We start from the raw sequence: 15,055 nt of genomic DNA, 5'->3' as shown, positions 1-15,055 counted from the left end.
GGTCATTTTTTTTCAGCATCCGTCACCCATTGCCGCAGAACATCCACGTCGTGACGCCATTCCTGTTTCAGTTCATCAATCCACTCCTGAACATTGTCCCACCATGCAGGTAGTTCCGGACTTTGGATCTGTTTTGCAATCTGCTGTAAATGCGTTAATCCGACGGAACCCGCCGCGCCCTTAATTTTGTGCCCCTCTTCCGCAATGCCCTTTTGATCGCGAGCCATCATGTTGGAATCCAGCACCGCCAGATAGCCTGGCATCATCTGCTCAAACATTGCCAGACTCTGGTGGATCAAGCCCGGCCCCACCAGTTCGATATATTGTTCCAGCATTGGAACATCCAGCAGTGCCAGTTCTTTCTTGTCCATGGTGAACTCCGGTTCAGTGGCTAAGTCGTCGACCTGAAAATCCCAGTATTTTTTAATCATCGCCGTCAGAGCAGGAACCGCCAGCGGTTTGCTCAGGACGTCATCCATACCGGCATCAAAATATTCGCGTTTATCTTTCAGCACGTTTGCCGTCAGCGCCACCAGCGGCGGCAGTTGCTCACCCGCGTGACGCTGATGAATCATCCGCGCCACATCCAGACCGGTCATGTCGGGCAGTTGGATATCCAGCAGCACCAGATCGAACTCATCCGGGTCAAACATCTCCAGCGCGGCCTGGCCGGTCATCGCCACTTCCACGCTGCTGCCCAGTTTTTCCAGCACAGAGCGGGCAACCACCACATTCAGTTCAATGTCCTCGACCAGCAGGATATGCAGCGCAGGCAGTGGCATGTCGTCTTCCCTCTGCTCATCCTGCGGCTCTTCCTCAACGCGTGGCGCATTGAGCGTCAGGGTGAAGCAGGAACCCTGTCCCGGAGCGCTGTGAACGCGGATATCGCCACCCATGCTCTGCGCCAGACGGCGGGAAACGGCCAGACCAATACCCGTGCCGGTGGCAGGTTTGCCGCCCCGCTGATCTTTCACCTGGTAATACATGGCAAAAATTTTATCCTGCTCATCCTGTGGGATGCCCATACCGGAGTCTTCCACCTCAAAGCACAGGCAGTCGTCCTGCTGATAGCCGACCCGTACTACGATCTCACCCTGCTGGGTAAACTTGACCGCGTTACCGATAAGATTCCACAGGATCTGACGCAGACGGGTGCCATCGGCAATGATTTTATGCGGCAGGGGCAGCGCCGGTGCCAGCACAAACTTCAGCCCTTTTGGCTCGGCCAGCAGGCCGGAGAGGTTTTCCAGATCGGCCAGGAAGCCGGTGAAATCGATGGGCTGATTGTCCAGCTGCACTTTGCGCCGCTCGATTTTGTCCATTTCAATCACATCATTGAAAATATTGCCCAACGTAATGGCAGAAACGTGGATCGTTTTCAGATACTTCAGCTGTTCCTGATTGAGATCCGTATCCAGCAGAATGCGACTGAGCCCGACAATGCCATTAAGCGGCGTACGAAGCTCGTGGCTGATCGTAGAGATAAAGGTGGTCTTCTCCCTGCTGGCGTTCTCTAACGCGTCCTGGTAACGCTTACGCTCGGTTATATCGCGTCCGAAGCCCATCAATCCGCTACGTTTGCCCACGCGGTCGTAATAAGGCACTTTACGGATCTCAAAACAGGCTTTGCGGCCGTCAGGATATTCCAGCCACTGTTCATAGGTGAGGGAGACATTATGACGGAAGACTTTCTCATCGGTTTCCAGCACTTTCGTCGCCGCATCGTCGTCATAGACCTCTTTCGGCGTCAGCCCGATAAGCTGTTTTTCGCTTTTTCCCGTCAGTAGCTCCATAGCACGGTTACAGCCAGAGAACTGCTGGTCACTGTTGCGGTAAAACACCAGGTCAGGGGAGGCATCGAGGAAGGAACGCAGGAACGAGGATTGCTGTTCGAGTTCGATTTGCGCCTCTTCGCGCCGCGCCATCTCCTCTTTGAGTTTCGCCATCACCTGCAGACGCGCCTCTTCGGCTTTGATACGGTCGGCAATCTCCTGGTTAAGCTGGGTAATATTGCCCTGCATTTGCTGGTTCAGCTCAAGGTCGCGATTGCGCATCTCTTCGAGCTTATCCACCAGCCTGGCCAGACGCTGACGCGATTCTTCTAACTGTTCCACCACCACCGACAGGAAATAGACGGCCCATGGGGTAATCAGCAGGCCGAAAAATACCGACCGCACCATATCAATACTTTCAACGTGGCCCCGCAGCACCATCGTTACCGCCATCTGCACAATCATGGCCAGCACTACCAGCGCCGACGCCAGCAGCAGCGAGAAGCGTACCAGCCCAAGTTTGACCATCAAATCAACATAGTACTGCGCTAATAAACGAATTTGTTTCATAAAGGATCCCTTCCAGCCTGATAAAAGCAATCATACCGGAATTGACCAAAAGACCAACGCGCTATCTCGCCTGACAGCCGGGGGGATGTTGCACAATAACCGTGCAGCAGCACCCACATCCTTTCACCCGTTACCACGGGATTATCGCCGCCAGCGCCGGTAAAGCGCCGAAAACGGACGCAGCCCCTCTCCTGCCTGGGTTACCGTACGAAACGCTCCGATTGCCGTTCCCCGTAAAAACTTACCGCCAGGGATATTGACTAAATTTTATAACTGCATAATCTGTAAGGCCGCTCTGAATTCAGTGCGCCTTTCTCATGTTGATAGTTTTCATAGCGATGCCCCACCTCCTTCGCTTTCTCTTGTTACATCTAACGAATAATAATTCACAATAAATGAAATATTAATCACGCCTTTTCTGATTAATTTTACTAATGATGCCCCCCTGTTTAATTCAAATAATCGCGCCAGCTAAAAACAGTGCGTTCCTGCGGTTATTCCTACGTTGACAGCATATTCTGCTGCCATTAACCCCGGCACCAGCATGGTGCAGAGATTTGCCTGCTGCCCTATAGTGAGTCAGCTCACACTTCGCTCCCCTTCGCCTCGCCTTTAACAGGGTTAAAATAAGGCAACATTTACTTATTTATCATTAAGATAACTCAGTAAAGACATAAAAAAGCCTAAGTAAGATCGCTATTTGACCTGAGTTCGCTTTCCCGATAAGTTGGAAATCCGCTGGAAGCTTTCCTGACGGGCCAGTGTCTCGGCATATCTATGCAGCAAGTAGACTCCCTCGTGATGTAAGTTATCTCCAATTTGAGACCCGGAATTTCGTGAGCAATGCCATCAAGGACGTTTCAGACAACGGTCCCTGTACGGCATGTTCGGAGTCACGGTGTCTGCGTTTTAGCGGCAAGAAAATGATACAGCGCCAGACGAGACACCCCGTGCGCTCTGTGCCTGAAGAATAGTGGTAATGTCAAAAGCAGTTAAGGAGGCCCTCGATGTCCAACTCAAAACCTTATCCCTATGGCTTGTATGATCCATCAAAAGACAGTGACAGCTGTGGTGTGGGTTTCATTACTCGTAAGGACGGCGAGCAAACTCATGAGGTTCTGCAGATGGCCCACAGTGCCCTGTGCACCGTTCCTCATCGCGGGGGCATGTCTGCAGAAGGCGTAGGTGACGGCGCCGGCGTTAACGTTGACCTCTCTCTGCATTTCTTCCGCAAAATTACCGGACAGCCGCTGGAAGCCGGCCGTTATGGCGTCGGCAACTTTTTTGTGCCGAAAGACGGTGCGCTGCGTGCCAATGCCGAACGCCTGGTGGAAGACACCCTGGCGGCTTACGATCTGTCGATCCTCCTTAAACGAGATATGCCCCTGGATACCAGCGTACTGCGTCCGGCGGCGATTCAGTTCCAGCTGCCGATCGTGCAATGGGTGTTTACCGCCCCGGCCGATGTCAGCAACCAGATTGATTTCGAAAAACGCATCTACCGTGCCCTGCTGGATATCGAAGCCCGCGCCTTTACCGAAAGTGAATTTGGCGGCCTCTATCCACTGTCGCTCTCTTCACGCACCCAGGTGTTTAAAGCCCGCCTGAATTCGAATGAGGTGATCCCCTATTTCCAGGATCTGACCGACACAGACCACCAGGTCCGCGGTCTGTTCTTCCATACCCGTTTTTCAACTAACACCGATCCGCATACCACCATGGCGCAGCCATTCCGGCTGATGGCGCACAACGGCGAGCTGAATACCGATCGTAAAAACCGCATTGCGGAATCGGCGCTGGCGCTGGCACGCGGGAAGAAGATCGTGCGCCCGAAAGGCCAGTCAGACAGCTCACGCCTGGATCAAAGCATCCACAGCCGTCTGATGGAAGACAATCTGGACCTGATCACCGCCGTGGTCTCGATGATGCCGCCAGCGTGGGAAAACGATCCTTCCCTCTCAGCTGAAGTCCGCGCGATGCTGGAATACTTCTCTTTGTATGAAGAGAAGAATGACGGTCCGGCCGCCCTGATCTTCGGCAACGGTGAAGTCATTGGTGCACGCCTTGACCGTCTCGGCCTGCGCCCGCTGCGCTCAGTAGAAACAGCTGAATACATTGGTGCGATGTCGGAAGCGGGCCAGATTGCCTTCCCACCGGAAAGCGTCCTGCGCCGTGGCCGTATCGAAGCGGGCGGTATGCTGTATTACGATCACCGTGAAAAACGCAGCTATACCACCGTCGAAGCGCTGGAAAAGCTGGCGGCGGTGGCTGATTATCCGGCGCTGCTGGCCGAGTCACGCGTGACATTACAGGACCTGCCGGTGATCCCGGCGGAGCAACAGGGCTCCCCTCTGCGTTATAGCGGCGACCTCAAAACCTACCAGCGTTTTGTGGCTTACTACTACAACCAGGAAAGCTTCAAATTTATGATGGATCCGATGCTGACCACCGGCGCAGAGAAAATCTCTGCGATGGGTTACGGCAACGCGATTAACGCCCTGTCCGACCACGAAGGCGGAATGGCGCACTACTTCTCTCAGCGATTTGCTCAGGTTACCAACCCACCGCTGGATTCCATCCGTGAAGTGGATGGCATGACCCTGCGCGTTGCGCTGGGCGCGAAACCGCATCTCGGGCGCAGTAAAGGCCACCAGATCGTGGTGCCCACGCCGATCCTGACGCATCTGGATATGCTGCAGCTGCGTGAGCAGACCGTGGCCCCCTATGCTCGTTTCGAAATGCTCTATGAGCCGGTTATCGGTAAGGACCCTATCAGCCGTGCCGCCAACGCTGATGCGCTGGAGCAGGCTATTGATGCTCTGGCACAGGAGGTGGTGGATTTCGCCCGTGAACAGGGCGGTATCGCCGTTATCACTGACCGCCATATCTCTTCAACCCGTGCCGCTATCCCGATGCTGCTGATGGTGTCAGCCATCAACCAGCGCCTGGTGCAGGAAGGCCTGCGCCTGGATGTGTCACTGGTAGTGGAAAGTGGCCAGAGTATCTCTTCACACCATATTGCTGCCACCCTCGGCTTCGGGGCTTCTGCCGTTTATCCGCTGGGCGTGCAGATGCGTGCGGAAGAAAAATACGGTGAAGGCGAAGAGGGCAACAAAGCGTTCAAACGCTATGCCAAAGCCGCTGAAAAAGCGCTGATGAAGACCATGGGCAAAGTCGGCCTGTGTACCGTTGAGAGCTACAGCTGCGGTGAGTTCTTTGAGCCAAACTTCCTCGATACGGAAGATCGCGTGTTGAAGAAGTACTTCCCGAATATTAAAACGCCGGTGGGCGGTGCAGGCTTTGCCACCATCGCGCAGATGGCCGTTGACTGGCATCAGAGTGCGCTGCGCATTCAGGGTGAGTCAGAAGTGCCGCTGCTGGGCCTGTTTAAAGAGCGTGCAGAGGGGGCCGGCCACTCTTACGGCACTATCGCCGTGCGTACTTTTATTGATATGACAGAGCAGCCAATTCGCTTCTCGGATAAAGCGCGCGAGGAGGATAATTTTATCCGCCTGATGACGCTGGCCAAGCTGGACAACGCATTCAATATCAAAACGAAATCCTTTGCGGACAGCAGTTTCGAACGCATCCCGGACGAGGTGATCGACAACTTCACTATCACTGCGGATTACCGTCAGTTCTCCAGCCTGATGCTGGAAGAGCGCAAGCGCCGCCCGGCGGCACTGCGTGATATTCTCGCCCTGCCGGCAGATCTGACCCACGTCGACAGCGAAGCCGAGTTCACGCGTAAGCTGGGACGTTATTCGCTGGTGAATAACGGCTTTGCCGTGCGTGGCCTGGTATGTGAAGCCGACGCGGCACATGAAGGCCAGTTCACGCTGCGCCTGACGGATGCCATTGTCGGCCTGAAAAGTGAGCATGACCGCCTGACCACACTGTCCACCGTGCTGAAAAAACGCTTTGGTGACGCCATTGAACAAGCGGAAGTGGTGGCAGACGCCCTGCTTCTGAAGGCGACCGGCAAAGCGGCTGACTATCTTTCACGCATCTTTACTCTTGCTCCGGCGCTGCCGTTAAGCGAAGTGCAGCCTGCCCATGAAATTACCCGTACCTTTGCCTCCGGGGCGATGAGTCACGGTGCGCTGGTGGCACCGGCGCATGAAGCCGTTGCTCACGGCACCAATATGGTAGGTGGAATGAGTAACTGTGGAGAAGGGGGTGAGCACTATTCCCGTCACGGTACCATCCGTGCTTCACGCATTAAACAGCTGGCATCCGGTCGTTTCGGCGTCTGGGCCGCCTATCTGGCAGACCCAATGCTGGAAGAGCTGGAAATCAAAATCGGTCAGGGAGCAAAACCGGGTGAAGGCGGCCAGTTACCGGCGGCTAAGGTGACGGTTGAAATCGCGGCAGCCCGTGGTGGTACCCCGGGCGTGGAGCTGGTCTCCCCTCCTCCGCACCATGACACTTACTCCATCGAGGATCTGGCCCAGCTGATCCACGACTGTAAGGCCGCCCGCGTGCGGGTGATTGTCAAACTGGTCTCCTCTGAAGGTATCGGCACCATCGCAGTTGGCGTGGCGAAAGCCGGCGCTGATGTGATCAACGTGGCCGGCAACACCGGCGGTACCGGGGCCGCTTCAGTGACCAGCCTGAAATATACCGGGCGGGTAGCGGAGATCGGCATTGCGGAAGTCCATCAGGCGCTGTGTGCCAACGGCCTGCGTGAGAAAGTGCTGCTGCGCTGCTCGGGTGCACAGCAGACGGGCAGTGACGTGGTGAAATCCGCACTGCTGGGCGGCGACAGCTTTGAATTCGGCACCACGGCACTGATGATGCTGAAGTGCGTGATGGCGAAAAACTGCAACGTGAAGTGCCCGGCCGGTCTCACCACCAATGCCGAAGCCTTCGACGGGGATCCGCGCCAGCTGGCGCAGTACTTTATCAACGTGGCCCACGAAGTGCGTGAGATGCTGGCACGCCTGGGCCTGCGTTCACTGCGTGAGGCACGTGGCCGGTCTGACCTGCTTCACCTGATGGACCACCCGCTGGAAGTGGGTAAACTGGATCTGCGCGCCATGTTAACCGTGGTGCCTGAGGTGAAAATTGCCCACCCGGTCTATCTGGAAAAAGATTTCGAACTGGATAATGGCTGGATCGATCTGCTGAACGATCGCCTGGTCAGTCAGGGATCGACCGCGATCGCACTGGGTGACGGGATCACGCTGAACAACCGCAACAAGAGCGTGGGCGGCCAGCTGGCCATTGATATCGAACGCCTGCTGAACCACACGCTGAATGCCGAACACCTGAACCGTATTCCGGCGGCGTTGCTGGACGATCGCGGCCGTCGCTATCTGGCTCCGGCGACGGTCACGATTTCCACCTCCGGCTCCGCCGGTCAGTCTTATGGCGTGTTCTGTAACGACGGCATGCGCCTGGAGCATTACGGCACCTGTAACGACGGTGTTGGTAAAGGACAGTGCGGCGGAGAAATTGTGGTGATGTCCCCGGGCGGCGGATCTGAGGATGCTGAAGGCAACGTGCTGATCGGTAACTTCGCCCTGTTCGGTGCCACCGGCGGACGTCTGTTCGCTCAGGGTCAGGCTGGTGACCGCTTTGCCGTGCGTAACTCAGGTGCCACCGCCGTGGTCGAAGGCGTGGGTGACTTCTGCTGCGAATATATGACTAACGGTGCGGTGCTGAACCTCGGCACTTACGGTACCGGCTTTGGTAACGGTATGAGTGGCGGTTTCGCTTATCAGTATGACCCGTACGGCACGCTGGCGGGATCTGCAGCAGCAGATTCCGTGATGCTGGGTTCCATCACGGATGACAGCGAAATGGCGCGCGTGCACAAAGAGGCGGTACTGACGATGCTCAACTGGCATCTGGAAGCCACCGCTTCTCCGCGTGCGCAGTGGCTGCTAGACCACTGGGAAACCGAGTGTCAGCACTTTGTTTATGTGATGCCGCGTTCCCTGCTGCTGTATCAGGATGGCGCTGAGATCCTCAAAGCCAAGAGCCGTAAGGATCTGCTGGAAGAGCTCTCCACGGCGCTGGCCGGACATCAGGTGGCGAAATTTAAAGCGGCCTGGCGGGAAGGGAAACCCATCGCCAATGGTGCGGTCCCGGGCTACGGCGCGACGGACACCCCTGAAATGCTGGTGCTGTTAAATAACTACACCGTACTCAGTTCTGCGCAGCAGCTGGCGCTGTCACGCCTGCCGAAAGGCACCGCTGTGGAAGATCCGGCCGTTGAGAAAGCGGTGCGTAACCTGCTGATGACGGAAGATTTTACCCTGATCAGCAAGCTGCAGCGCCACGGTCGTGCAGCCATTGAGAGCTACAGTGATGAAGAGCTGGCCTGCCTGATCGGTGCGAAGCGCATGACCGATTATAAAGCCGCGCTCACGCAGCGTAATATCCGCTCCATGGACAGTCTGGCGACTTACGGCTGGATCATGTACCAGGATGCGTGTAACCGTGACGTGCTGGGACGACTGCCTGACTTTGAAGAGTTGTTTGCGCGTGCTGCTCTGCCTGAACTGGCAGCAGCCGTCGGCAAATTAGCTTAACTATTTGACTATGAACAGTGACTCATACTTTCCCTGTTTCGGGCTGGCAGCCAACCCCTCTGCGGCCCGAAGCATGGCGAGTATTCAACGGGATTGAGTAGATAAAACTGATGAAGATTCCTTATATTCCTGAAGACGCGCCGTTTAACGGCGAGCAGAAATTTTGGCTGGCAGGCTTCCTTGCCGGATTACATTCACGTCTGCTGGTGCTGGAAAACCAGCCACAGGCCGCAGGCTCTGCGGCCTCTTCCGCCACCACACAGCTTCATATCCTGTTTGGTTCGCAGACAGGTAATGCTGAAGCCTTAGCGCAAAGCGCAGCAAAAGCCGCGCGGGCGAAAGGCCTGGTGCCGGTCGTCCAGGGGCTGGGCGAAGTGGATATCGACGTGTTTGCCACCATGCGTCACGTGCTGGTGATCACCTCGACCTACGGCGAAGGCGAGATGCCGGACAACGCACAGCTGTTCTGGCAGGCGATTTCCGCCAGCACTGCACCGCGCCTGGAGCAGATGCACTTTGCGGTTCTGGCTATTGGTGATACCGGCTACGATGGCTTCTGCCAGGCGGGTAAATTTATTGATATGCGCCTTGAGCAACTGGGTGCAAAACGCGTCAGTGACCGTATTGACTGTGATATCGACTACGAAGAGCCGTCCAGTGCATGGATCGCCGGCGCGATGCCGCAGTTTGCCGCCAGTGCAGGCAGCAGCGGCACCGCGCTGGAGAGCGCACCGGAAGCACCGGTGATCCCCGGCAGCAATAAAAATAATCCTTATGCCGCCGCCCTGGCGACCAACAAGCGTCTGTCCGGTGAGAAGTCCGGCAAGGATATCCGTCACTTTGAATTTGACCTCACAGACAGCGGGCTGAAGTACGAAGCAGGCGATGCGCTGGGGGTGATCCCGGTCAACGAGCCGGCACTGGTTAACCTGCTGCTGACGCAGCTGAAATCCGACTACGATAACCCGGTCCCCGGCTTTGACCGCAGCCTGGGCGACCTGCTGACCTACCAGTTCGAGATTTCTGAGCCGTCGCGCAAGCTGATTGAGTGGGTGGGTCAGAACACCACCAACCAGGAGCTGCGCCACGTCTTACAGCACGATGATAAAGATGCCCTGGGCGTGTGGCTGTGGGGCAAAGATACCCTGGATCTGCTGCAGCTGGATGTGACCCGTTCGCTGAGCATTCCGGAGTTTGTTGGCCTGCTGCGTCCGCTACAGCATCGTGCTTACTCGATTTCATCCAGTCAGAAAGCCCATCCTAACCAGGTGCACCTGACTATCGCCTCCGTCCGTTATCACAGCGCTGGCCGTGCCCGCAGCGGCGTCTGCTCAACCTACCTGGCCGAGCGCGTCAAGCGCGGTGAAAAACCCGCCATCTTTATTTCACCGAATAAAGCCTTCCGCGTTCCGGCAAACGGCGATGCACCGCTGATCATGATCGGTCCGGGAACCGGTATTGCCCCCTTCCGTGCTTTTCTGGAAGAGCGCGAAGCCGTCGGTGCCAAAGGGAAAAACTGGCTGTTCTTTGGCGATCAGCATCAGGAACATGACTTCATCTATCAGGATGAGCTGAAAGCCTGGCAGGAAAGCGGTCTGCTGACCCGTCTCGACCTGGCATTTTCACGCGATCAGGCAGAGAAAATCTACGTCCAGACGCGGATGATGGAACAGGGTGCCGAGCTGTATGCCTGGCTGCAGGAAGGGGCATACTTCTACGTTTGTGGCGATGCTTCGCGCATGGCGAAAGACGTGGATAAGGCGCTGTATGAAGTGATTACGCAGTTTGGCGGGTTGTCTGCAGAGCGCGCAGCCGATTACGTTGACCAGCTGAAAAAAGAAAAGCGCTACCTGCGCGACGTCTACTGATGAATCCGGGGGCGAAGCGCTCCCGGATAGACAGTGTAAAAAAAACGGGCCCGAAGGCCCGTTTTTATTTTACGACGCGAAGCGCCGGACGACCACCACGCGGAGGCGGTTCATCGTCGGGGCCGTTATCGTCATCAGAACCTGCATCATCGGGACGATCGCCGTCGATCACCGACATGACCGTTTCTGGCGCATCATCATCCTGTGCAGTTGAAGCTTCAAACTCACCGGCTTCATCATACGCCGGTTCCGGTTCAAACATCGTCCCGGCACCGTTTTCCCGCGCATAAACCGCCAGTACCGCAGCCATAGGCACGGAGACCTGACGGGGAACGCCACCAAAACGGGCGCTGAAGCGAACGTCATCATTGCCCAACTCGAGATTGCCCACGGCACGCGGAGCAATGTTCAGAACGATCTGACCATCGCGGGCATACTCCAGGGGCACCATCACGCCGGGCAAGTTAATGTCGACGACCAGATGCGGCGTGAGATTGTTGTCAAGCAACCACTCATAGAAAGCGCGCAGCAGATAAGGACGACGTGCGGTAAGTTGGGACATTTCCATCGTAATCAGCCCCGCGTTTGCAGGCGCATTTCACGTTCCGCTTCCGTCAGAGAAGCCAGGAAGGAATCACGCTCGAAGACACGTGTCATATAGCCTTTCAGCTCTTTAGACCCGGCACCGACCAGTTCAATACCCATCTGTGGTAAACGCCACAGCAGCGGAGCCAGATAGCAGTCAACCAGGCTGAACTCTTCGCTCATAAAGAACGGCGTACGGGCGAACAGTGGCGCAATCGCCAGCAGCTCTTCACGCAGTTGCTTACGTGCAGCTTCAGCTTCCTGCGCGGTGCCATTTTCGACTTTACGCATCAGGCTGTACCAGTCCTGCTCAACACGGTGCATCATCAGGCGGCTTTCACCACGGGCAACCGGGTAAACCGGCATCAGCGGAGGATGCGGGAAACGTTCGTCCAGGTATTCCATGATGATGCGCGATTCATACAGCGTCAGCTCGCGATCAACGAGGGTGGGCACGGTACGGTATGGGTTGAGGTCGATCAGATCCTGCGGCAGGTTATCCGTTTCAACCTGCTCGATCTCGACACTAACACCCTTCTCAGCCAGTACAATGCGTACCTGGTGGCTGAAAATGTCAGTCGGACCAGAAAACAGCGTCATTACCGAACGTTTGTTGGCAGCGACAGCCATGTAAACCTCCAAGTTTATCGAGAAAATTACTGCGAATAGCCATCCACGTGGCGACTCATTATTGCCACCGGCCCGAAAATTAACCGCTCCCTGGTACACAGGATACACACGTTATTACCCGGCCAATGGGCACAAAGTGACACACAGTTTACCAGATTTTAGCCAGCTTGTGGGGGGTCGCACACGGAATTGCGGGGGAAAATGGTAAAGCGGTGTGTGTTTCGCGCTTTTTGCATCAGAAGAAAATAAAAAACCCGGCGCCAGGCACCGGGTTTTCCGATAATCGATCCTGCCTTGGCAGAAAAAATTAACGTTTGGAGAACTGAGGACGACGACGTGCTTTACGCAGACCGACTTTCTTACGTTCAACCTGACGAGCATCACGAGTAACGAAGCCTGCTTTACGCAGTTCGCCACGCAGTGACTCGTCGTACTCCATCAGAGCGCGTGTGATACCGTGACGGATCGCACCAGCCTGACCAGAGATACCACCACCTTTAACAGTGATGTACAGATCAAATTTACCGACCATGTCCAGAAGTTCCAGCGGCTGACGAACTACCATGCGGGCAGTTTCGCGACCGAAGTACTGTTCTAAAGAACGCTGGTTGATAACGATGTTACCGCTACCCGGCTTAATAAAGACGCGTGCGGAAGAGCTTTTGCGGCGACCAGTGCCGTAGTTTTGATTCTCAGCCATTGCCTGTAATCCCGATTAAATGTCAAGAACTTGCGGTTGCTGTGCCGCATGGTTGTGCTCGTTGCCCGCGTAAACTTTCAGTTTACGGTACATAGCACGGCCCAGCGGGCCCTTTGGCAGCATGCCTTTAACCGCGATTTCAATCACACGCTCAGGACGGCGAGCAATCATCTCTTCGAAGGTCGCTTGCTTGATACCACCGACGAAGCCGGTGTGATGGTAATAAATCTTGTCAGTACGCTTGTTACCCGTTACGGCAACTTTCTCAGCGTTCAGAACGATGATGTAATCACCTGTATCGACGTGCGGAGTGTATTCCGCTTTGTGCTTACCGCGCAGGCGACGAGCCAGTTCAGTCGCTAAACGACCTAAGGTTTTGCCTGTTGCGTCAACAACATACCAGTCACGTTGGACGGTTTCTGGCTTAGCTGTAAAAGTTTTCATCTAAAAGCTTACCCAAATTAAGTTACACGTTGGTGAAATCCCAAACGCTTGAATAAACGGTTGGAGCTCACACGACCATCTTGACCAGTAAGCCCACCCCTTCGGATAGAGTTACCGGAACACAAAGAGTTTTGGGAAAAAAACCTTTGTTGTAACGTGGGGTCGCAAGATTATAGAGAAGTCGCCCATAAAGATCGAACGTTTTCTGCGATAAAATTACTACCACGTTACAGTAATGCAAGCTTCAGGGTAAATGCGGCAGCCGCAGGTACTCTTCGCTCTGCATCTCCTGCAGGCGGGAGACGCAGCGCTGGTACTCAAACTTCAGCCGCGTACCCTGATAAATCTCATAAAGTGATGTTTCTGCCGAGACCACCAGCTTCACATGACGCTCGTAAAATTCATCCACCAGCGCCAGGAATCGCCGTGCCTGGTCTTCCGTCTTGTAAATCATCACCGGCACATCATACAGCAATACGCTGTGGAAACGGCGTGACAGTTCAATATAGTCGTGCTGACTGCGTCCTTCGCCGCACAGCGCGAGAAAATCCATCGCCAGCACGCCCTCTGCAATGCCCAGCGTCGGCAACTGACGATGATTAATCTCCAGCGGCTCGTGGTCTTCACGCGGTTTCCCGGCGAGGGCAATAAACATCCGCTCCATTTCTCTACTGGTTTCATCCCCCAGCGGAGTCATCCACAGGTGTGCGGAGGTCAGCGTACGCAGGCGATAATCTATCCCGGCGTCGACGTTCATAATTTCGCAGTGCTGCTTAATCATCTCAATGGCCGGGATAAAACGCGCCCGTTGCAGTCCGTTACGATAAAGATCGTCCGGTGGAATGTTCGAGGTTGCCACCAGCGTTATGCCCCGGCTGAACAGGGCTTCCATCAGCGTGCCCAGCAGCATGGCATCGGTGATATCCGAGACAAAAAATTCGTCGAAGCACAGCAGGTCGGTTTCGGCTTTAAAACGGTCAGCAACAATCTGCAGTGGATCGCTCTGCCCCTGCAATGCGGTCAGCTCCTGATGTACCCGCAGCATAAAACGGTGGAAGTGCAGACGCTGCTTGCGCTCACCAGGAATTGCCCGAAAAAATATGTCCATCAGCCAGGTCTTGCCGCGCCCGACGCCGCCCCACATATACAGCCCCTGCACCGGTATCTGAGCATCGTTTTTACTTTTGCCCAGCAGCTTATTAAGCCGGCTAAACAGCCCCCCGCCGGCAGGTGCCGCTGCGGCGCTGTCCCGGGTTAATGCCTGATATATCCCGTCTAAACGGGTGATGGCGGCACGCTGTACTTCATCGGCCTGATACTCGCCGTTTTCCAGCGCTTGCTGATAAAGCGCCAGAGGAGACATCGTTTGCATAATTTAGTCACATTCCCTGAAAAATGGCCTGACCCGCGGTCGATCGTCGAAAAAAAAGTCGTTCTACACTAAGCGAAGCTGCCGCAGGATTCCACTTCCGTGAGATTAGCGGTTATAGTGGCGGGTATGAGTTGGAAAGGTCCTACGGAACAACGAAGACAATATGGGAGTGATTATGACCTGGGAATATGCGCTTATTGGGTTAGTAGTTGGGATTATTATTGGCGCGGTCGCCATGCGTTTCGGTAACAGGAAACTGCGTGAGCAGCGCAGCCTGCAGTATGAGCTGGAAAAAAGTAAAGCCGAACTGGCCGATTACCGTGAAGAGCTGACCAACCATTTTGCCCACAGCGCAGAGCTGCTGGATAACATGGCGCGTGACTATCGTCAGCTTTATCAGCATATGGCTAAAGGATCGAATGACCTGCTGCCAAACCTGCCGGGTGAAAAAAACCCGTTCGCTTATCAGCTGACCGAGTCCGAAGCGGATAACGATCAGGTGCCGGTACAGATGCCACGTGATTACCCGGACAGTGCATCTGGCCTGCTGCGCGGTGAGCGCGCCGCAAAGTAAT

General features: G+C 55.3%; 9 protein-coding genes. 3 read left to right on the top strand and 6 right to left on the bottom strand.

Annotated features, from left to right (window positions below; all coding sequences use genetic code 11):
* Nucleotides 1–2: 2 nt before the first annotated feature.
* Nucleotides 3–2,342: an aerobic respiration two-component sensor histidine kinase ArcB gene (gene arcB, locus IFU29_RS17185; RefSeq protein WP_191935002.1), complete on the bottom strand. Its 2,340-nt coding sequence runs from the start codon at nt 2,340–2,342 to the stop codon at nt 3–5.
* A 1,007-nt stretch (nt 2,343–3,349) separates the two neighbouring features.
* Between arcB and IFU29_RS17180 the strand changes: the two genes are divergently transcribed.
* The gene (locus IFU29_RS17180; RefSeq protein WP_191935001.1) at nt 3,350–8,881 is read left to right on the top strand and encodes a glutamate synthase-related protein; all 5,532 of its coding nucleotides are present in this window, start codon (nt 3,350–3,352) and stop codon (nt 8,879–8,881) included.
* Between the two features lie 110 nt (nt 8,882–8,991).
* Nucleotides 8,992–10,749 carry a sulfite reductase subunit alpha gene (locus IFU29_RS17175; RefSeq protein ID WP_191935000.1) on the top strand — a complete coding sequence of 586 codons (1,758 nt, stop codon included), beginning with the start codon at nt 8,992–8,994 and terminating at the stop codon, nt 10,747–10,749.
* A 64-nt stretch (nt 10,750–10,813) separates the two neighbouring features.
* On the opposite strand, the gene sspB is transcribed toward IFU29_RS17175, so the two are convergent.
* The 5 genes from sspB to zapE form a co-directional block, all read right to left on the bottom strand.
* Nucleotides 10,814–11,317 carry a ClpXP protease specificity-enhancing factor gene (gene sspB, locus IFU29_RS17170; protein ID WP_191934999.1) on the bottom strand — a complete coding sequence of 168 codons (504 nt, stop codon included), beginning with the start codon at nt 11,315–11,317 and terminating at the stop codon, nt 10,814–10,816.
* Nucleotides 11,318–11,322: 5 nt separating this feature from the next.
* Nucleotides 11,323–11,964 carry a stringent starvation protein SspA gene (sspA, locus tag IFU29_RS17165; RefSeq protein WP_191934998.1) on the bottom strand — a complete coding sequence of 214 codons (642 nt, stop codon included), beginning with the start codon at nt 11,962–11,964 and terminating at the stop codon, nt 11,323–11,325.
* A 307-nt stretch (nt 11,965–12,271) separates the two neighbouring features.
* Nucleotides 12,272–12,664, bottom strand: a complete 393-nt coding sequence (rpsI, locus tag IFU29_RS17160; protein WP_004168023.1) for a 30S ribosomal protein S9 — start codon at nt 12,662–12,664, stop codon at nt 12,272–12,274.
* A 15-nt stretch (nt 12,665–12,679) separates the two neighbouring features.
* On the bottom strand, nt 12,680–13,108 hold the full coding sequence (rplM, locus tag IFU29_RS17155; protein ID WP_056231094.1) for a 50S ribosomal protein L13: 429 nt from the start codon (nt 13,106–13,108) through the stop codon (nt 12,680–12,682).
* A gap of 244 nt (nt 13,109–13,352) precedes the next feature.
* Nucleotides 13,353–14,480: a cell division protein ZapE gene (zapE, locus tag IFU29_RS17150; protein WP_191934997.1), complete on the bottom strand. Its 1,128-nt coding sequence runs from the start codon at nt 14,478–14,480 to the stop codon at nt 13,353–13,355.
* 175 nt (nt 14,481–14,655) lie between these two features.
* Here zapE and zapG point away from each other — a divergent pair, with 175 nt between their 5' ends.
* Nucleotides 14,656–15,054, top strand: coding sequence for a Z-ring associated protein ZapG (gene zapG / locus IFU29_RS17145; protein ID WP_191934996.1), 399 nt, complete (start codon nt 14,656–14,658; stop codon nt 15,052–15,054).
* Nucleotide 15,055: the final 1 nt, after the last annotated feature.

The organism is Erwinia persicina (genome assembly GCF_014838825.1).
Lineage (GTDB): Bacteria > Pseudomonadota > Gammaproteobacteria > Enterobacterales > Enterobacteriaceae > Erwinia > Erwinia persicina_A.
The sequence above is the reverse complement of the archived record's forward strand: the minus strand, read 5'-3'. Positions and strand labels throughout refer to the sequence as shown.